Here is an 18,126-nt window from a genome sequence, read left to right on the forward strand (position 1 = left end):
GCACCGCCCAGCACCACGGCACCGCCCAGCACCACCGCTCCGCCCAGCACCACGGCACCGCCCAGCACCACCGCTCCGCCCAGCACCACGGCACCGCCCAGCACCACCGCTCCGCCCAGCACCACGGCACCGCCGGCCACTACCGCTCCTCCCGGCGGCGGCATGTGAGCGAACGGACGACGTCGAGACCAAAGGATGAGGGAGCTGCTGCCTCCTGGGCCTGCGCCGGACCGCGCGGGCCCGGGTACGGCGGCTGGGAAATCCCCCTGCCGGCGGCGATCCCGCTGACAGGGGGCTCCTCGGTCGCCTTCGGAGATCTTGCTCCGGGGGGGGCGGGCATGGCCGTACCCGTGGCCACAGACGCACGAAGAGGGGCCTGCCACATGATGTGGCAGACCCCTCTCTGCGCGTCGGGAGATCCCGTCACCCGCGGAAAGACCCGTCATCCGCGCGGATAAGCGATCAGCTGGACGGACCCCGCTCCTCCGCTCCTACCCGCGAAAGCCCCGTGATCAGCCGGCTCCCACGAAGATCACAAACAGCAACCAGACGACCGGGGCGGTCGGCAGCAGGGAGTCGAGGCGGTCCATGATGCCGCCGTGACCGGGGAGCAGGGTGCCCATGTCCTTGATGCCGAGATCGCGCTTGATCATGGATTCGCCGAGGTCGCCGAGGGTGGCGCTGGCCGCGACCGCGAGGCCGAGCAGCAGGCCCTGCCACCAGGCACCGTGCGCGATCAGGAACTCCATGCACAGCGCGCCGGCCACCATCGCGAAGAGCACCGCGCCGATGAGTCCCTCACGGGTCTTGCCGGGGCTGATGCGCGGGGCGAGCTTGTGCTTGCCGAACCGCCAGCCGACCGCGTACGCACCGGTGTCGCTGACGACCGTGAGCAGCAGGAAGGTCAGCACCCGCTCCGGCCCGTCGGGCTCGGCGGCGAGCATCAGCGCCACGAACGTCGCGAGGAAGGGCACGTAGAACGCCGCGAAGACACCGGCGGTGACATCCCGCAGATAGTTCTCGGGCGCCTCGGTCATCCGCCAGACGAGGACGGCGAGCGCGGTGAGCGCCATCGCCACCCAGGCACCCTCGGCGCCGCGGACGTATCCGGCGGCCACCATGGCGGTGCCGCCGACCGCGAGCGGCACCAGCGGCACCTTGATGTCCTTGCGCTCCGCCAGCCGCGAGGTCAGCTCCCACAGGCCCACGACGACGGCGATCGCTATCACGCCGATGAACACGGGCTTGTAGACGAAGAGCGACGCAACGATGATCACGCCGAGGCCGATACCGACCCCTATCGCGGCGCGCAGGTTGCGGCCCGCGCTCTTCTTCTTCGGCTTCTCTGAGTCCGGCGAGCTGTCGGACCCGGAAAGAGAGGTGGGCATGGGCTCCTGCGGCTTTTCGTCGCGGAACAGGGGGCCGCTCAGTCGAGCAGCCCCCCGGTCGTCCAGGTGGTCCCGGCTATCCCGGATGTCCCGATGATCCCGGTCGTCGTCCTGGTGTCCGCCCGGCCCGGGGACGAAGGGCATGGGCCGAGTCTGCGCCGCGTCGCCCCAGTCGTGCACGGGACCCGCCGGGGCGGGGGGCGCCGCCCCGCGGAGCGAGGGGGCCGGTGCGTGGCCGGGCGGCCCCCATTGACCGGCGCCGGGTGGGGCGGCCCCCCAGGAAGACTCGTTCATCAGACCTCGAGGAGCTCGGATTCCTTGTGCTTGAGGAGCTCGTCCACCTGCGCGACGTACTTCGCGGTGGTGTCGTCGAGCTCCTTCTCGGCGCGGCGCACCTCGTCCTCGCCGGTCTCCTTGTCCTTGACCAGCTTGTCGAGGGTCTCCTTGGCCTTGCGCCGGACGCTGCGGATGGAGATCTTCGCGTCCTCGCCCTTGTTCTTGGCGACCTTGATGAACTCCTTGCGGCGTTCCTCGGTCAGCTCGGGGAAGGTCACCCGGATGATATTGCCGTCGTTGCTCGGGTTGACGCCGAGGTCGGAGTCGCGGATGGCCTGCTCGATGTTGCGCAGCGCGCTCTTGTCGAACGGGGTCACCACGGCCATCCGCGGTTCGGGCACCGAGAACGACGCCAGCTGGTTGATCGGCGTCATCGCACCGTAGTAGTCCGCCACGATCTTGTTGAACATCGCCGGGTGCGCACGCCCGGTGCGAATCGCGGCGAAGTCCTCCTTGGCGACCACGACGGCCTTCTCCATCTTCTCCTCGGCCTCGAGGAGGATCTCTTCGATCACCACTTGCTCCTGGTCTTTTCGGTAAGAAGCAGAGCCTCGCCCCTGCCGCGCGTCTTCTCCTGCACGGTGTCCGACCGGCAGGCGGTTGTCCATCCCCGTACCAGGGTCTCCCCCGATGCGGGAGCTGCCGCCCGTACAGGCCGATGCCCGTACGGAATCGCGGCAGTTGGGGCCGTCAGGCCCGGGTGCCCTGATCGCTGACGAGCGTGCCGATCTTCTCACCCTTCACCGCGCGCGCGATGTTGCCCTCGGCGAGCAGCTCGAAGACGAGGATCGGGAGCTTGTTGTCCCGGCACAGCGTGATGGCGGTGGCGTCGGCGATCTTCAGATCCCGGGTGATGACCTCGCCGTATTCGAGGGCGTCGAACTTCACCGCGTCCGGGTTCTTCTTGGGGTCGGAGTCGTAGACGCCGTCCACCCCGTTCTTGCCCATCAGCATGGCCTCGGCGTCGATCTCCAGGGCGCGCTGGGCGGCGGTGGTGTCGGTGGAGAAGTACGGCATGCCCATGCCGGCGCCGAAGATCACGACCCGGCCCTTCTCCAGATGGCGCACCGCACGCAGCGGAATGTACGGCTCCGCAACCTGTCCCATGGTGATGGCCGTCTGGACGCGGGAGTCGATGCCCTCCTTCTCCAGGAAGTCCTGGAGGGCCAGGCAGTTCATGACCGTGCCCAGCATGCCCATGTAGTCGGAGCGGGCCCGGTCCATGCCGCGCTGCTGGAGTTCGGCCCCGCGGAAGAAGTTCCCGCCGCCGATCACAATGGCGATCTCATAGCCGTCGCGCACCACGGCGGCGATCTCGCGGGCCATCGCGTGCACGACGTCGGGATCGACGCCCAGTCCCCCGCCGCCGGCGAACGCTTCGCCCGACAGCTTCAGCAGGAAGCGTCGCCTGCCGCCGTGACCGGCATGGTCTGTGTGCGCGCCGTCGGCACCGTGAATCATTGAGCTCTCCTCGTGCACATACGAAGAAGGCCATTGCCGTGGGTCTGGTTCAGATCCCTGTGCGGCAATGGCCTCCTCGTCACATCTGCGGCCGGCCGTTGAGCGGCCGACTGCGTACGACCCTAGCGGGGTCGTAGGTCATTCGCTGCCTTCGCGACAGGCTCAGATGCCGACCTTGATGCGCGAGAAGCGCTTCAGGGTGACACCGGCCTCCTGGAGGACCTTCTCGACGGACTTCTTGTTGTCGAGCGCGTACGGCTGACCGAGCAGCGTCGCGTCCTTGAAGAAGCCGTTGACGCGACCCTCGACGATCTTCGGAAGAGCGGCCTCGGGCTTGCCCTCCGCGCGGGTGGTCTCCTCGGCGACACGGCGCTCGGCCTCGACGACCTCGGCCGGGACGTCGTCCTTGGCGAGGTACTTCGGGGCGAACGCGGCGATGTGCTGCGCGATGCCCTTGGCGACCTCGGCGTTCTCCTTGTCGAGCTCGACGAGGACACCGATCTGCGGGGGCAGGTCGGGCATGGTGCGGTGCATGTACACCGACACGTAGCCGTCGGAGAACTGCGCGAAGCGGTCCAGGACGATCTTCTCGCCCAGCGTGGCGTTGGCCTCGTCGACGAACGCCTGGACGGTCTTGCCGGCCTCGATCTCGGAGGCGAGCAGGGCCTCGATGTCGGCCGGGGAGGTCTTCGCGACGTGCGCGGCGATCTCGTTGGCGACGGCCTGGAACTTCTCGCCCTTGGCGACGAAGTCCGTCTCGCACTTCAGCTCGACGATGACACCGGAGGTGTTGTCGTCGGCGACGAGGGAGACCACCGCGCCGTTCTCGGCGGAACGGCCCTCGCGCTTGGCGACGCCCTTCTGCCCCTTGATGCGCAGCGCCTCGACGGCCTTGTCGACGTTGCCCTCGGCCTCGTCCAGGGCCTTCTTGCAGTCCATCATGCCGGCGCCGGTGAGCTCGCGGAGCTTCTTGACGTCAGCGGCGGTGTAGTTCGCCATGGTCTGTGAATCTCTTCTCGAAATCTCGAAGTCGAAAGATCTACGGGTGGACGGCGGGGGCGGCGCTTGTGGCGCCCTCCCCCGCCGTCGTCAACCGGATGCTGCGGGTCAGGCCTGCTCGGCCGGCTTCTCGGCCTCGGCCGCGGGGGCCTCGGCGGCCGGAGCCTCAGCGGCGGGGGCCTCGGCGGCGGGGGCCTCGGCGGGCTTGTCCTCGGCCTTGGGGGCCTCGTCGTCAGCCTTCTTCTCGCCCTCGAGCAGGTCGCGCTCCCACTCGGCCAGCGGCTCGGCGGCAGCCTTGTCGCCGGGCTTCTGGTCGCCGGTGGCGGCACCGGAGCGGGCGATGAGGCCCTCGGCGACGGCGTCGGCGATCACGCGGGTGAGCAGGGTGACGGAGCGGATCGCGTCGTCGTTGCCCGGGATCTTGTAGTCGACCTCGTCCGGGTCGCAGTTGGTGTCGAGGATCGCGACGACCGGGATGTTGAGCTTGCGCGCCTCACCGACGGCAATGTGCTCCTTCTTGGTGTCCACGATCCAGACGGCGCTGGGCACCTTCTGCATCTCGCGGATACCGCCCAGGGTCTTCTCCAGCTTGGCCTTCTCGCGGGAGAGAACCAGGAGCTCCTTCTTGGTGAGGCCGGAGGCGGCCACATCCTCGAAGTCGATCTGCTCGAGCTCCTTCAGGCGCTGCAGGCGCTTGTAGACGGTCGAGAAGTTGGTCAGCATGCCGCCGAGCCAGCGCTGGTTCACGTAGGGCATGCCCACGCGGGTCGCCTGCTCGGCAATGGCCTCCTGGGCCTGCTTCTTCGTGCCGACGAACATGACCGAGCCGCCGTGGGCGACGGTCTCCTTGACGAACTCGTAGGCGCGGTCGATGTACGACAGCGACTGGAGCAGGTCGATGATGTAGATGCCGTTGCGCTCGGTGAAGATGAAGCGCTTCATCTTCGGGTTCCAGCGGCGGGTCTGGTGCCCGAAGTGGACGCCGCTCTCCAGCAGCTCCCGCATCGTGACGACGGCCATGGCCGTACTCCTTGTTTTTCTCGGTTCCACTGCGGCCGGTCGGCCGCGGTGCCTGACGCCCCGACGCGCCTGCCGGGGAAGACACCTTGCGGAGCCGTCCAAGGACCGAGGGGCGCGGCCGTCGTGCTGCCCGAAAAGGGACTGGTGCACTGACGGCGGGGCGTGCGAAGTCGACCCGGTGACCCGGATCGCCATCAGAAGTGTACGGGACGGCCGACGCACCGGGCGACACACACCATTTCGAGCCCCACACGGGTGACACCGTTGTCCACAACCCCCCGCCGATCCACAGCTCCAGACCAAGATCCCCACCGCACGCCGGACTGCGCCACGGTCGGGACATGCGACGAAACACGCGACAGAATCCGCTACGGAACCCAGCGCACGCGACGGGACGGGTCCTGCGGCAGAACCGGCCGCAGGAGACCGGATGGGTCCTGCGGCAGAACCCGCCGCAGGGGACCGGACAGGGCCCGGGACAGAACCTTTCGCACGACACCGGACAGGGCGCATCGGGCGATGCCCGGCAGGCGTCATCGTGCGACACCCGGGAGCAGCCCCCCTCGCACGGCACTCGGGAGACCCCCACCCAGCGACCCCTGGGACGGCGCTCCGGCTCGGCCTCCGGCCCGCCCGCGGCCCCGCTTGTTCCCTGCCCGCGCCCCTCCCCGTCTCCGCCTCCGCCCTCCTCGCCCTCTCCCTGTTCCTCTCCCCCGCCCTGCCCCTCTTCTTCGCCTCTCCCCACGCCGGTCGTCCCGCCGGCGGTCCTTCCCCCACCATGTTTCCGGCCGCCGGCTCCCTTACCGACGGCCCCGCCCGGAGCACCGACCGGACACGGGCCGAGCTGCTTCTTCCCGGCCCGCGCTGTGACCGCAGTGCTGGCCCCCGCCATGGCCGCGGTGCTCACCGTTCTGTCCCCCGGACACGCGATCGCCGCCGATCCGTACATGGCAGCGAGTGCGAGGGCGGAACCCGCGGCGGAACGGATGCCGGCTCAGCCTGCGGCGGGTGCGGCACACGCCGAGGTGGCGGCTCATGCAGCAGGCGGGGTGCGGAGACGGGCAGCGGTGACGGGAGTGACAAGCGGCGAGGCGGCGGGGCGCCCCGGAGACACGGCACGCCCCCGGACCACAACCCGGCACAGCGACGCAGGACGCCCGAGGATCACGGCCCGCCCCAGGGACGCAGCCCACCCGAGGCCTGCAGCCCGCTCCGGGGATCCGGCAGCTCCAAGAGTTCCGGGGCGCCAGGAAGCGGCGGCACCGGACAACCACCCACCAGGCTCGGACCGGTCATGGCCGGTGGGGGGACCCGCGGGCACAGGCCCCACGGTGATACGCGGCTGGGAGCCGCCCCCGTCCCCTTGGGCGGCCGGGCATCGAGGTGTGGACCTCGCTGCGTCCACCGGTGCAACGGTGCGAGCAGCGACGCCCGGCCGGGTTGCGTTCGCGGGGACCGTCGCGGGCCGTGGCGTCCTGACGATCGAGGTGTCCGGCTCGGGCCGTCCCCCCTTACACACCACGTACGAGCCCGTGCGCCCTTCGGTCCACAAGGGCCAGCGCGTCATCGCTGGTCAGCAGGTCGCCGTCCTGCAGCATGGCCCGTTCCACTGCCGAGCGCCATGCCTCCACTGGGGGTTGCGCCGCGGCAAGAGCTACCTGGATCCCCTGTCCCTGCTCCCCCGCAGCATGCTCCGCAGCGGCCCGTCACGACTACTGCCGATCTTCGGGATTCCCGTACCGGCGAGCGCCGTCACGGTTCCCCAGCAACCGAGGCCGGCAGAACCACGACATACAGCAGTACGGACGAAACCAGCAGGTCAGAAGGGAAGCTCAGCGCCAACAGCAGCCGCCCTCATGACAGCAGGCGGACTCGCGGCAGCGGCGATCTGGGCACTCGGTCGTCTCCGTAGGGCACGACCGACGGAGACCGAAGGGGAGGTGTAGCGCACAGAGCGGGAGAGCGGCCCGGCCTTGGGCGGCGCGGTGCGTGATCACGAGGTAGCCCGGGTCGCCAGGGCGGAAACGCCGGGGCAGAGCACGGGCGATGTCGCTCCGCACCGCTATCTACCTGCGCCGCGGAGACAGCCCTGCGGAGGCGGAGCAAGCCACACAGGCAGTCCCTACGTGACAAGGCGCGCCGGCCAACGGCCAGCACGGGCTGCGGGCTGCGGGCTGCGGGCTGCGGGCTGCGGGCTGCGGGCTGCGGGCTGCGGGCTGCGGGCTGCGGGCTGCGGGCTGCGGGGCGAACGAGCGTGGAGGTGGTGGAGGTGGGTGGGTGGGCCGGGGGCCCGGGGGGGGAGGGAGAAGGCCCCCAAATCAGCCGCGAACCCCCCGCAGCGCCATCGCCACCGCCGCCTCCGTGATCTCGTCCGGGTCCTCTGCGGCACCGAGTTCGATGCGGCGGACCGCGGCGTCGACGACTCCCTGGAGGAGCATGGCCGCGAGTCGGGGCTGTGCGTGGCCGAGGTCGGCGAGCGCCTCGACGATCATGGCGATCAGCCCACCGTGCGCCGCGCGGATCTTCTCGCGTGCGCCGGCGTCCAGCTCGCCGGCCGAGATGGCGACGACGGCGCGGTGGCGCCGGTCGCCGACGAGGGCGAGCTGCCGTCGCACATACGCCTCGATCTTCCCCTCGGGAGTGTCGACGCGCTCCATCGCCGCTTCCACCTCGGCCGCCCAGACCGGGAAGTCGACGGCGCACAGCTCTTCGACGACAGCGGCGCGCGAGCGGAAGTACTCGTATACGGAGGAGCGCGCGAGGCCCGTGCGCTCGGCGAGGGCGGGGAAGGTCAGCGCTTCCGTTCCGCCTTCGGACAGCAGGGTGCGGGCGGCGTCCAAGAGGGCGCCGCGCTGCATCGTCCGGTGCTCGGCCACAGAGGCCGCTCGAATCCTGGGCACATCACCACTCTACGGATGGCGTGCCCTTCGTGGCACTCCGCATGGCAACACGGCGCGCGAGCAGCCCCGGCGTCCGGAAGGTGACTCAGCGTCCGACGTCGGCGAGCTTCGCTCTGAGCTGGAGCACGGACTTGGTGTGGATCTGGCTGACCCGGCTCTCCGTGACGCCGAGGACGTTGCCGATCTCGGCGAGCGTGAGCCCTTCGTAGTAGTAGAGCGTGACCACGGTCTTCTCGCGTTCGGGGAGGGTGTTGATGGCGCGCGCGAGCAGCCGCCGCAGCTCGCGGTCCTCGGCGATCTCGACGGGGTTCTCGGCGGCCGTGTCCTCGAGGGTGTCCATCAGGCTCAGCCGTTCGCCCCCCTCTCCGCCGACGTGCAGCAGTTCTTCCAGCGCCACCACGTTCGCCAGGGACAGCTGGCTGAACACACCGTGGAGTTCCTCCAGTGCGATGCCCATCTCCTCGGCGACCTCCGCCTCGGACGGGGTGCGGCGCAGTTGCGCTTCGAGGGTGGCGTAGGCGCGTTCGACGGCACGGGCTTTCTGCCGTACGGAGCGCGGGATCCAGTCCAGTGCGCGCAGTTCGTCGATCATGGCGCCGCGGATGCGGGTGATGGCGTAGGTCTCGAACTTGATGGCGCGCTCGGGTTCGAACTTCTCGATGGCGTCGATCAGTCCGAACACTCCGGAGGAGACGAAGTCGGCCTGCTCGACGTTGGGGGGCAGGCCGACGCTGACGCGGCCGGCGACGTACTTGACCAGCGGCGAGTAGTGCAGGATCAGCTGTTCCCGCAGCCGCCCGTCGCCCGACGCCTTGTAGGAGCGCCACAGCTCGTCGAGCGAGGTGGGCGGGGCGGGGCGCACGCTGCCGCGCGCGGCGGGTGGTACAGCCGCACGGTCAGACCCGGAGGTGTGCTGGGGCATTCGTCGCCTTGAGCCGTTCTGCCGAGACGCGGGTGGGTGGATGTATGAGGGTTGAATTGCCTGTGAGCGTAGCGTGACCGAAGCGTCGCGGTGCGCGAGGACGGCAGGTTCGGGCGTGCGCAGATACGTTCCGCTGCCCGCACCTCAGGGTTACCTCGTACGGCGTGGCGACGCCCGGACAGGGAGCCGGATACGAGCCCAGGAGGACCGTGCGGCCGGAGGCGGTGACACGGCGTGCGGGACCTCGCGCCTCTCCTGCATCTCATCACCGTCTCCCCACGGATCGGGCCCCGTGCCCGAAGCACGGCAAACCTGGATTCTGCGGTCATTCCCCTCACCCTTTCACCCGTTCGCCCCAGGTCAAGCACCGCCTCGCCGGGAAGCGCCGGTCGTCTCGGCGCGTCGTACCAACTCCCAGCGATCACCGCACCTTTGCACGAATCCGAGGGACAACAGCTCGAAGAGTTTGCTCTGGGTGACATCGCGGGGCGTGCCGGCTTCCTCCGCCAGTCGGCCGGTGTCCGCGGTGCCGCGCGCGGGGAGCGCCTCCAGTACGCGGGTCGCCACGGGGTCCAGGAGGTCGCGCAGGCGGGTCGGGCCCTGCCGCTCGGGAGCCAGGTCGCCGATGCTGCCGACGAGTTCGATGACCTCGTCGGCGTCGGTGACCACCGCGGCCTCGCCGCGCAGGAGTTGATGCACACCTGCGGACAGGCTGCTGGTGACCGGGCCCGGGACGCCCATGGTGAAGCGGCCGAGGGCCAGCGCTCGCCGGGCGGTGACGAGGGAGCCGCTGCGGAGTTCGGCCTCGACGACGACGGTGCCTCTGGTGAGTGCGGCGATGACGCGGTTGCGCTGGATGAAGCGGCTGCGGGTGGGGTGGTCGCCGGGTGGTAACTCGGCGACCACCAGGCCCTGTTCGGCGATCCGGCCGATCAACTCGGTGTGGCCCCGCGGGTAGGCGTGGTCGACGCCGGAGGCCATGACGGCGACGGTCGCGCCGTCGGCGGCCAGTGCGCCGCGATGGGCTGCGCCGTCGATGCCGTAGGCGGCGCCGGAGACCACGGTCCAGCCGCGGTCGGCGAGTCCCGCGCCGAGGGTGGTGGCGAGGTGCGCGCCGTATTCGGTGCAGGCCCGGGCGCCGACGAGGGCGACGGAGCGCAGCGCCCACAGTCTGAGGTTGGCGCCGCCGCGTACCCACAGGCCGACGGGGCGGGCGTCACCGAGGTCGTCGAGCTGGCGGGGCCATTCCTCGTCACCGGGGCAGACGAACCGGCCGCCGAGCGCGGTCATGGTGTCGAGGTCCGCGGTGGGGCGTGCCCGGGCGGCACGCAGGCGCAGGCCCGCGATCTTGGCCGGGGTCGCGCCCGCGGGCGGGGCCGCCGAGCCGTCGGCGAGGGTGTGCCAGAGCGCCACCGGGCCCATCTCGTGCAGCCAGCGGCCGGCGGTTTCATCACCCGGTTCGAGGATGCGGGTGAGGGCCGCGCGAGCGGTGCGCTGCGGTTCACGTTCCGGGCGGTGGGTGGAGCGCCGATCGGTTGTCGCCGGCGCGACGGGGTGCGGCCCGGTCGGCGGGGGCGTGGTGCGGCCCCGCTCGGCTGCCGGAGCGGGGCCGTGGCCCCGGCGGCCCTCCGTGGCGGCGGCCGGTTCTTCCATGTCGAAGCCCCAGGCATCGGTCCTGGTCATCGCGGTGCCTGGCTGTGGGATGACGTGGCGGCCGCGGCGGTCTTGCGGGTGCTGCCGCCTCCGCCTGCTGCCGTCGGTGCGCCGCGGCGTACGCCGGTGCGGAGTTCCAGGGCCCAGTTGACGTCGTCGAGGGTGGGGCGGTCGCGGCCGGCGAGGTCGGCGGCGGTCCAGGCGACGCGGAGGACCCGGTCGAGGCCGCGGGCGGTGAGGAGACCGCATTCGAGGTCGCGTTCGGCCGGGGCGAGTGCGCCCGGGTGGACGTGCCAGCGGGTGCGCAGTTCATGGCCGGGTACTTCGCTGTTGGTCTGCCACGGGGTGTCGGCGAGGCGGACCGCGGCGCGCTCGCGGGCGGCGTGGACGCGGGCGGCCACGGTCTCGGTGGATTCGGCGCCGCGGCCGAGGGCGGCGAGTTCGGAGCGGCCCACGGGTTCCACGGCGATGCGGAGGTCCACCCGGTCCATCAGGGGCCCGGAGAGCCGGGCGCGGTAGCGGCGGATGGAGGACGGGCGGCATTCGCAGCCGCCGCCGGTGGTGCCGTGGCGTCCGCAGGGGCAGGGGTTGGCGGCGAGGGCGAGGAGGAAGCGGGCGGGCATGCGCATCATGCCCGCCGCGCGGGCGACGACGACATGGCCGGATTCCAGTGGCTGGCGCAGCGCGTCGAGGACACGCGGGCTGCATTCGGCGGCCTCGTCCACGAAGAGCACGCCGTGGTGGGCCAGGGACACGGCTCCGGGGCGGGGCAGTCCGGTGCCGCCGCCCACCAGGGAGGCCATCGTCGCGGAGTGGTGCGGGGCGCAGTAGGGCGGCCGGTGCACGAGCGGCGCTCCGGGCGGGAGGGTGCCTGCCACCGAGTGGACAGCGGTGACCTCCAGGGATTCCTTGGAGGACAGCGGCGGCAGCAGCCCTGGGAGGCGTTCGGCGAGCATGGTCTTGCCGGCGCCGGGCGGGCCCTTGAAGAAGATGTGGTGGCGTCCGGCGGCAGCGACCTCCAGGGCGCGGCGGGCGCTGTGCTGGCCTGCGACGTCGGCGAGGTCGGGGGTGTGTTCACCGGCCGGCAGGCCCGCGCCGGCGCCGGTTCCGGGGACGACCAGACCCGCGAGGAGCGGGTCGGGGCGGCCTTCCTCGCGGGGGTCTTCCTCGTCGGGCACCGGTTCGTCGGCGAGGACGGCGATGAGCTGGCGCAGGCTGCGGATGCCGAGGACGGAGACGCCGGGGACCAGCGAGGCTTCGGCGGCGGTCTGTTCCGGGACGACGACCTGGCGGTATCCGGCGTCGGCGGCGGCCAGCACGGCGGGCAGCACGCCGCGGACGGGCCGGACGCGGCCGTCCAGGCCGAGTTCGCCGATCATCATCAGGTCGGTGAGTTCGCGGGGGTCGAGGCGTTCGGCGGCGCCGAGGACCGCGCAGGCGACGGCGAGGTCGAATCCGCTGCCGCCTTTGGGTACGGAGGCCGGGCTGAGACCGACGGTGAGTTTCTTCTGCGGCCAGTCGGCGCCGGAGTTCACGACCGCGGCCCGCACCCGCTCGCGGGATTCGATGAGGCTTTTGTCGGGGAGTCCGACGAGGGTGAAGGCCGCGACGCCGGGTTCCAGGTCGGCCTGGACCTCGACGACGACGCCTTCGACGCCGACCAGGGCGACGGAGCAGGTCCGGGCGAATCCCATCAGGCCACCCCTCGGGCGTGCTGGACGACCGGGGCGCCGCGGGCCGGCAGCAGGACGCCGATGACATCGATCCGTACGCCTCCGGGTGGCGGGCCGCCGTGCTGTTCCAGCCAGCGTTCCGCGAGCAGCCGCAGGCGGGCGGTCTTCTCGGGGCGGACGGCCGCCATGGGGTGTTCGTACCAACCGGCGCGGCGGGTCTTGACCTCGCAGACCACCAGGGCGTCTCCGTCGGCGGCGACGATGTCGATCTCTCCGTCGCGGCAGCGCCAGTTGCGGTCCAGGATGCGCATTCCGGCCTCGATGAGCCGGCGGGTGGCCAGGTCTTCGCCGTACCGGCCGAGTGCGCGGCGGCGGAAGTCTGCCGGTTTGTCCGCCCGCGGATCGGTGAGGGCCGGCTCGGCGGCCCGGTTCCCGCCTCCGGACGGCTGGTGTTCCGTGGGCCCGCCGGGCGGCTGGTGTTTCGTGGGTGGTGCTCCGGAGGCCGCCCTCCGCGGTCGTTGTGCGGTCCGTGCGTCGTCCCCGGCCCTGCGGCCGGCCTGCATGGCGTTCATGCGGTACCACCTCCGGCACCGACTGTGACGCTCCCGCCCCGACCTGTTGGATCTTGGTGGACAGCGAGCGGGTTGTGGACAACTCGCTCACCCGTCCGGGTGGCGGAGGGCGGCCCGCGACCCGCCCCTCCGCCCTGCCGGCCGCCTCAGCTCCCCGGAAGCTCCAGATCGCTCTTGTTGAGCTCCTCGATGTTCACGTCCTTGAATGTCAGGACGCGAACCTGTTTCACGAAGCGGGCCGGTCGGTACATGTCCCAGACCCAGGCGTCGGCCATCGACACCTCGAAGAACACCTCACCCTGGACCGAGTGCACCTGCATCTCGTAGTCATTGGTGAGGTAGAAGCGCCGCTCGGTCTCGATCACATATTTGAACAGTCCGACGACGTCGCGGTACTCCCGGTAGAGCTTCAGCTCCATCTCGGTCTCGTACTTCTCGAGGTCCTCGGCGCTCATGGCAGATCCCCTTCAGCCGTGCGTCCCCCCATTGTGCGTCAGACCCGCTCGGTCTCCAGGAGCACTGGCGCATCGGGGGGCCCTTCGTCGAGCAGCGTGCGCAGCAGCTCGGCGAGTCTGGTCGGATACACCGTCTCATGCGAGGCGGACAGTTCCTCCGAAGTCCACCACCTCAGTCCCGAGACGCTGCGTCGTTCCAGGTCAGTCTGCCCACCGGTGTCGGTGACAGTCCGGTCGGTCCTGCCCAGGTAATACCACTCGTCCTGCTCCCAGCGCCGTCCGTCGAACGGGAAGGCGCAGCGGCGCTTCCACAGGACGGGGCCGAGGACGGCGTCGGTGATGCCGGTCTCCTCGGCGAGCTCGCGGCGGGCCGCCTCCTCACGGGTCTCCGCGCCTTCCAGGCCGCCACCGGGGGTGAACCACCACTGGTCGGCCGGGCGGTCCGGTTCGAAGCCGTGGAGCAGCAGGATCCGGTCGTCGGGGTCGAGGAGCACGATGCGGGAGACCTGGCGCACCAGAGTCGGCTCCGGTGCGTCACCGGCAGGCGCCCCATGGGCCGCGGCCGGCTCCTCGGCGCCCCGTCCCGGCTCCTCAGGCACGCTTGCGCGCCCTGCGCCGGGCGAGGGGCCCATGGGCCGCGCCGACCAGGATGAGGACCGCACCGGCGACCACGGCGAGGGCGATGGGCTGCACCGGTCCCGGCTTCGAGGTGCCGCCGGGGAGGGCGGAGAAGGTCGTCGGGCGCTGCATCACGCCCACGCTGCCGAGCGGCCAGGCACGGGCGTCGACCCGGGCGTTGACGGCGCTGCGCGGCACGGAGCCGTGGTCGCCGTCGGTGAGGTGGACGCGGGAGTCGAGGGAGTCGCTGCGGTGGTCGCCGAGCAGGAAGAGCTGGCCGGTGGGGACGGTGGCCTTGAATCCGATGGGCGAGGCGGGCCCGCTGCCCTGCAGATACGGTTCCTCGACGGGGGTTCCGTTGATGGTCAGCCGGCCCTGCTTGGTGCAGCAGGCGACCTTGTCGCCACCGACGCCGACCACGCGCTTGACCATCGGCAGGTCGCCCCAGGTGGAGTCCTTGAAGACGACGATGTCGCCGCGGCGTATCTCGGAGCCGTCCACCTTCTCCGCCAGGACCCGCGCCCCGACCGCGATCGTCGGCGTCATCGAGTCGGTCGGCACCGTATAGGGGCGGTAGATCAGCGCCGCCCATACGAAGCCGCCCAGGAACAGCACGCAGCCGACGGCCACGGCCAGACCGGACAGCACACTGCCCGTCGTCCGGCCGCGGCCGTCGGTCCTGCGTTCCGTACTGCTGCTCATCCCAGCGCTCCCACCCCGCGGACCGAGCCCGCGTCGAAGATCCGGGACGGCACCTTACCTGGGGTTACGTGTTCCGGTCAGCCTTCGGCGACGCCACATCACGATCGGTACCGCGCCGGCCAGGCCGAGGGCCGCCGGCGTCGCCGCCATGGCCTTGTTGATTCCGGGCTGGTCGAAGGTGTCCGGCACGGGCAGCATCGCCCAGCGGTTGACGGGCCAGGCGATGGTGAACGCCCGTCCGACGACCTCGTTCTCCGAGACCGTGCCGTTGCCCTTGAGGTTCTGGTGGTAACGGGAGTCGAGGGAGTCGTCGCGGTGGTCGCCCATCACCCAGATCCGGCCCTTGGGGACGTGGATCGGGCCGAACGCCCGGTCGCCGCACGGGGTGGCACCGGGGTAGACGTAGGAGTCCTCCTTGAGGGCCTTGCCGTTGACCTTGACCGGGCCCGTGCCGTGGCACTCGACGGTGTCGCCGCCGACCGCGATGACCCGCTTGATCAGGTCCTTCTCCTCGGCCGAGGGCATCAGGCCGATGAAGCTGAGGACCTTCTGCACGGGGTTCGGCTCGGGGGTCGGCGTCTCGTTCAGCCAGCCGCCCGGGTCGTGGAAGACGACGACCTCGCCGCGCTGCGGCTTGGAGCCGAACCACGGTGTCAGCTTGTCGACCAGGACCCGGTCCCCGCGCTGCAGGGTGTCCTGCATCGAGTCGGACGGGATCGAGAACGCCTGCACCAGGAAGGTCTTGATCAGCAGCGCGAGGAGCAGGGCGATGCCGATGAGAATCGGCAGCTCCTTCCAGAAGGCACGCGGCTTCTTGGCTTTCTTCATGCCGCCGCTCGCCTCCTCGCCCGCTGACGTGTTCAACGTATCCGACGTGCCCCCGGTGCCCGACGGGTCCGAAGAATCCGCCGATGACGGACGCTGCGTCTGTGCCTGCGCCCCTGACCGGGGCGGTGACGGATGCACGGAACTCGTCACCGGCCGCGGGGGCTCACCGCGACCTGCCGGCTCTTCGGGCTCTTCGGTTCCGGACCGCGCGCCGACCGCCAAGTCCCCCACATCTGCTCCTCACTCCACGCACTCGCCCGCCCGTCAACCGGTGCAGGCCCACCACTCCCATAACGAGCGGGAGTTCCGCAGGGGTCGGGAGTACGGTCAAACTGTCGGTGGACAGCCTATGCGGCGCACCTGCCGCCGACGCCTTGGCGCCCGGCGCGTCGCGCACGCTCGTAAAGGTGTCCGGCTCTTCCAGGCGCCGCCAGTGGCTGAACGGCCAGCCGATCACCACGGCGCGGCCCACGACACTTTCCTCCGAGACCGTGCCACGGTACGGCTCGTCCAGGTGGAAGCGCGAATCCGCGGAGTTGGACCGGTGGTCGCCCATCACGAAGATCCGCCCGATGGGGACGTTCACGGTGAACTTGAGCGTGGAGGGCGGGTTGCCGGGGTGGACGTACGGTTCGGTCAGCGGGGTGCCGTTGACCGTGACCTTGCCCTGTTCGTCGCAGCATTTGACGGTGTCGCCGCCGACCGCCACGACCCGCTTGATCAGATCCTGTTCATCGGCCGACGGCAGCAGCCCGATGAAGGTCATGGCGTCCTTGACCGGCTGGAAGGCGCCGCCGTCGTCGGCGGGCTTGTTCTGCTCGCCCTTGAGCCAGCCTCCGGGGTCCTTGAAGACGACCACGTCGCCGCGCGCCGGCTTGGAACCGAACCACGGCGTCAGCTTGTCGACCAGCACCCGGTCGCCGATCTTGATCGTCTGCTCCATGGAGCCGGACGGGATGACGAAGGCCTGGACGAGGAAGGTCTTCAGGACGAGGGCGATGGCCAGCGCCACGCCGACGAGGATGGGGATCTCTTTGAGGTAGGAGCGCTGCCTGCGGCGTTTGATGCGCCGGGCCAGGCGCCGCCGCTCGGCCCGGCCACCGGTGCCGGTCCGTCCCGCCCGCCTGCCGGTCGCGGGCTCGTCCGTCCGGGGACCGGCGCTCCCGCCCGTCTCCCGCGGGCCGCCATGGGCGTCACCGCCGCCGTACGCCCCGGTGGCCCCGTACGCGTCGTTGCCCCCGTAGGCGTCGCCGCCGCCGTACGGGCTGTCGGTGCCCCGCTCCGGCCCGCCGCGGCCCCGCTGGGGCCGGCCGGCCCCCCTGCCGGGCCTGCCGGTGCCCTGGCTCGCATGGCGGGGGCGTCCGCGGCTACCCATGGGGGCCTGCCGGGGCGGGTATCCGGTCGAAGGACCGCGGGTGCTCGAAGGTGCGCCAGCGGCTCGCGGGCCAGGTGATCAGGTCGGCGCGGCCGATGACCTTGTCCAGCGGGACCGTGCCGCCTCCGGGGTCGCCGAGGTGGTCGCGGGAGTCACTGGATCTGGCGCGGTGGTCCCCCATGACCCACAGCCGGCCCTCGGGCACCACGATGTCGAAATCCACCGAGGACGGCGCGTCCCCGGGGTGGAGATACGCCTCACTCACGGGCTCACCGTTCACTTCGATCCGCCCCCGTTTGTCGCAGCAGGTCACATGGTCACCACCGGTGCCGATCACGCGCTTGACGTAGTCGGTCTCGGCGGGCCGGGCCAGGCCCAGCGCCGCGCCGGCTCCGCGCAGCAGCCCGGTGACGGGATTCTCCCCCTGCTCCCTGTGAACGAAGGACCCCGTGCCGTCGAACACCACCACATCGCCCCGCTCCGGCTCACTGCCGAAACGGTACGCCAGCTTGTTGACCAGCACCCGGTCCCCGACCTGGAGGGTGTTCTCCATGGAAGTGCTGGGAATCAGAAAGGGCTGCGCGACGAAGGCGCTGAGCAGCAGGACGAAGGCCAGGCAGAGTGCGAGGAGGGTGGCCGGCCGGTGGCGCAGCCCGGCCGCGCGGGCGAGCAAACGCGCGGAGCGCGACCCCTGCTCCGGCCCCTGGTCGGGGGTGGGAGAGAGGTCGCGCTCCGTGAGCTGTGCGTCGGTGTCCATCGGGCCATGAGCCTATCCGGCCGGATCCGGACACCGTACGCGAGCGGGGGTTTGCGTTGCCCCGGCGCAAAAATTCGTGCTCCGGGACGGCCCGGCTCAGTTGTCGCGCTTCTCCTTGATCTTCGCGGCCTTGCCGCGGAGCTCGCGCAGGAAGTACAGCTTGGCGCGACGGACGTCACCGCGGGTCACGACCTCGATCTTCTCCACGATCGGGGTGTGCACCGGGAAGGTGCGCTCGACGCCGACGGAGAAGCTGACCTTGCGGACGGTGAAGGTCTCGCGGACACCGGCGCCCTGACGGCGGATGACAACGCCCTTGAACTGCTGCACACGGGAGCGGTTGCCCTCGATGACGCGGACGTGGACGTTGACGGTGTCGCCCGGGCGGAAGGCCGGGATGTCGCTGCGCAGCGACGAGGCGTCGACGGAGTCGAGAAGGTGCATGACCTACTGCTTTCTTCGCTGAT

At 71.0% G+C, this 18,126-nt stretch carries 17 protein-coding genes and 1 pseudogene; 1 reads left to right on the plus strand and 17 read right to left on the minus strand.

The genetic code is table 11. From position 1 onward, the window contains the following. Nucleotides 1-512: 512 nt before the first annotated feature. The 5 genes from AB0411_RS19850 to rpsB form a co-directional block, all read right to left on the minus strand. Nucleotides 513-1,682 (minus strand): phosphatidate cytidylyltransferase, encoded by a 1,170-nt coding sequence (locus AB0411_RS19850; RefSeq protein ID WP_366418597.1) that lies wholly within the window; start codon nucleotides 1,680-1,682, stop codon nucleotides 513-515. After that, entirely contained in the window at nucleotides 1,682-2,239 is a 558-nt protein-coding gene (gene frr / locus AB0411_RS19855; RefSeq protein WP_030087489.1) for a ribosome recycling factor, read from the minus strand. Before frr ends, AB0411_RS19850 begins: the two co-directional genes overlap by 1 nt. 175 nt (nucleotides 2,240-2,414) lie before the next feature. Next, nucleotides 2,415-3,185, minus strand: a complete 771-nt coding sequence (gene pyrH, locus AB0411_RS19860) for a UMP kinase (RefSeq protein WP_366418598.1) — start codon at nucleotides 3,183-3,185, stop codon at nucleotides 2,415-2,417. Between the two features lie 162 nt (nucleotides 3,186-3,347). Next, the gene (gene tsf, locus AB0411_RS19865) at nucleotides 3,348-4,184 is read right to left on the minus strand and encodes a translation elongation factor Ts (protein ID WP_366418599.1); all 837 of its coding nucleotides are present in this window, start codon (nucleotides 4,182-4,184) and stop codon (nucleotides 3,348-3,350) included. A 108-nt stretch (nucleotides 4,185-4,292) separates the two neighbouring features. Next, nucleotides 4,293-5,204 carry a 30S ribosomal protein S2 gene (rpsB, locus tag AB0411_RS19870; RefSeq protein WP_366418600.1) on the minus strand — a complete coding sequence of 304 codons (912 nt, stop codon included), beginning with the start codon at nucleotides 5,202-5,204 and terminating at the stop codon, nucleotides 4,293-4,295. Nucleotides 5,205-6,190: 986 nt separating this feature from the next. Between rpsB and AB0411_RS38155 the strand changes: the two genes are divergently transcribed. Continuing rightward, nucleotides 6,191-7,150: a murein hydrolase activator EnvC family protein gene (locus AB0411_RS38155; protein ID WP_437042740.1), complete on the plus strand. Its 960-nt coding sequence runs from the start codon at nucleotides 6,191-6,193 to the stop codon at nucleotides 7,148-7,150. A 372-nt stretch (nucleotides 7,151-7,522) separates the two neighbouring features. Here the strand turns inward: AB0411_RS38155 and AB0411_RS19880 are convergent, their stop codons facing one another. The 12 genes and pseudogenes from AB0411_RS19880 to rplS form a co-directional block, all read right to left on the minus strand. Continuing rightward, nucleotides 7,523-8,062 carry a TetR/AcrR family transcriptional regulator gene (locus tag AB0411_RS19880; protein WP_366418725.1) on the minus strand — a complete coding sequence of 180 codons (540 nt, stop codon included), beginning with the start codon at nucleotides 8,060-8,062 and terminating at the stop codon, nucleotides 7,523-7,525. A 127-nt stretch (nucleotides 8,063-8,189) separates the two neighbouring features. Then, a complete protein-coding gene (gene whiG / locus AB0411_RS19885; protein WP_088800290.1) occupies nucleotides 8,190-9,026 on the minus strand; it encodes an RNA polymerase sigma factor WhiG in 837 nt (278 codons plus the stop codon). 360 nt (nucleotides 9,027-9,386) lie between these two features. Continuing rightward, nucleotides 9,387-10,709 (minus strand): DNA-processing protein DprA, encoded by a 1,323-nt coding sequence (gene dprA / locus AB0411_RS19890; RefSeq protein WP_366418601.1) that lies wholly within the window; start codon nucleotides 10,707-10,709, stop codon nucleotides 9,387-9,389. After that, a complete protein-coding gene (locus tag AB0411_RS19895; RefSeq protein ID WP_366418602.1) occupies nucleotides 10,706-12,373 on the minus strand; it encodes a YifB family Mg chelatase-like AAA ATPase in 1,668 nt (555 codons plus the stop codon). Before AB0411_RS19895 ends, dprA begins: the two co-directional genes overlap by 4 nt. After that, nucleotides 12,373-12,723, minus strand: a pseudogene (locus AB0411_RS19900) (YraN family protein); the annotation flags it as partial. The gene AB0411_RS19895 and the pseudogene AB0411_RS19900, both read right to left, overlap by 1 nt. Nucleotides 12,724-13,070: 347 nt before the next feature. Continuing rightward, nucleotides 13,071-13,379, minus strand: a complete 309-nt coding sequence (locus AB0411_RS19905) for a DUF2469 domain-containing protein (RefSeq protein ID WP_005311352.1) — start codon at nucleotides 13,377-13,379, stop codon at nucleotides 13,071-13,073. A 38-nt stretch (nucleotides 13,380-13,417) separates the two neighbouring features. Next, nucleotides 13,418-13,978, minus strand: a complete 561-nt coding sequence (locus AB0411_RS19910; protein ID WP_366418603.1) for an NUDIX hydrolase — start codon at nucleotides 13,976-13,978, stop codon at nucleotides 13,418-13,420. After that, a complete protein-coding gene (gene lepB / locus AB0411_RS19915; protein WP_366418604.1) occupies nucleotides 13,971-14,699 on the minus strand; it encodes a signal peptidase I in 729 nt (242 codons plus the stop codon). Before lepB (AB0411_RS19915) ends, AB0411_RS19910 begins: the two co-directional genes overlap by 8 nt. Nucleotides 14,700-14,753: 54 nt before the next feature. Further along, nucleotides 14,754-15,749: a signal peptidase I gene (lepB, locus tag AB0411_RS19920; RefSeq protein ID WP_366418726.1), complete on the minus strand. Its 996-nt coding sequence runs from the start codon at nucleotides 15,747-15,749 to the stop codon at nucleotides 14,754-14,756. Further along, nucleotides 15,691-16,902 carry a signal peptidase I gene (gene lepB / locus AB0411_RS19925; RefSeq protein WP_366418605.1) on the minus strand — a complete coding sequence of 404 codons (1,212 nt, stop codon included), beginning with the start codon at nucleotides 16,900-16,902 and terminating at the stop codon, nucleotides 15,691-15,693. Before lepB (AB0411_RS19925) ends, lepB (AB0411_RS19920) begins: the two co-directional genes overlap by 59 nt. Continuing rightward, nucleotides 16,895-17,659 carry a signal peptidase I gene (gene lepB, locus AB0411_RS19930; protein WP_366418606.1) on the minus strand — a complete coding sequence of 255 codons (765 nt, stop codon included), beginning with the start codon at nucleotides 17,657-17,659 and terminating at the stop codon, nucleotides 16,895-16,897. The genes lepB (AB0411_RS19925) and lepB (AB0411_RS19930) overlap by 8 nt, the downstream gene beginning before the upstream one ends. A gap of 96 nt (nucleotides 17,660-17,755) precedes the next feature. Beyond that, entirely contained in the window at nucleotides 17,756-18,103 is a 348-nt protein-coding gene (rplS, locus tag AB0411_RS19935) for a 50S ribosomal protein L19 (protein ID WP_086721202.1), read from the minus strand. Between the last annotated feature and the right edge of the window lie 23 nt (nucleotides 18,104-18,126).

Origin of the sequence: Streptomyces angustmyceticus, from assembly GCF_040701845.1 — a bacterium.
Taxonomy (GTDB): domain Bacteria; phylum Actinomycetota; class Actinomycetes; order Streptomycetales; family Streptomycetaceae; genus Streptomyces; species Streptomyces angustmyceticus_A.

Coding starts and splice junctions, on each gene's coding strand:
- tsf (WP_366418599.1), bottom strand. CDS start 4,184: ATGGCGAACTACACCGCCGCTGACGTCAAGAAGCTCCGCGAGCTCACC.
- lepB (WP_366418605.1), bottom strand. CDS start 16,902: ATGGGTAGCCGCGGACGCCCCCGCCATGCGAGCCAGGGCACCGGCAGG.
- pyrH (WP_366418598.1), bottom strand. CDS start 3,185: ATGATTCACGGTGCCGACGGCGCGCACACAGACCATGCCGGTCACGGC.
- AB0411_RS19850 (WP_366418597.1), bottom strand. CDS start 1,682: ATGAACGAGTCTTCCTGGGGGGCCGCCCCACCCGGCGCCGGTCAATGG.
- AB0411_RS19905 (WP_005311352.1), bottom strand. CDS start 13,379: ATGAGCGCCGAGGACCTCGAGAAGTACGAGACCGAGATGGAGCTGAAG.
- rpsB (WP_366418600.1), bottom strand. CDS start 5,204: ATGGCCGTCGTCACGATGCGGGAGCTGCTGGAGAGCGGCGTCCACTTC.
- AB0411_RS19895 (WP_366418602.1), bottom strand. CDS start 12,373: ATGGGATTCGCCCGGACCTGCTCCGTCGCCCTGGTCGGCGTCGAAGGC.
- whiG (WP_088800290.1), bottom strand. CDS start 9,026: ATGCCCCAGCACACCTCCGGGTCTGACCGTGCGGCTGTACCACCCGCC.
- AB0411_RS19880 (WP_366418725.1), bottom strand. CDS start 8,062: ATGCAGCGCGGCGCCCTCTTGGACGCCGCCCGCACCCTGCTGTCCGAA.
- lepB (WP_366418606.1), bottom strand. CDS start 17,659: ATGGACACCGACGCACAGCTCACGGAGCGCGACCTCTCTCCCACCCCC.
- dprA (WP_366418601.1), bottom strand. CDS start 10,709: ATGACCAGGACCGATGCCTGGGGCTTCGACATGGAAGAACCGGCCGCC.
- rplS (WP_086721202.1), bottom strand. CDS start 18,103: ATGCACCTTCTCGACTCCGTCGACGCCTCGTCGCTGCGCAGCGACATC.
- AB0411_RS38155 (WP_437042740.1), top strand. CDS start 6,191: ATGCCGGCTCAGCCTGCGGCGGGTGCGGCACACGCCGAGGTGGCGGCT.
- lepB (WP_366418604.1), bottom strand. CDS start 14,699: ATGAGCAGCAGTACGGAACGCAGGACCGACGGCCGCGGCCGGACGACG.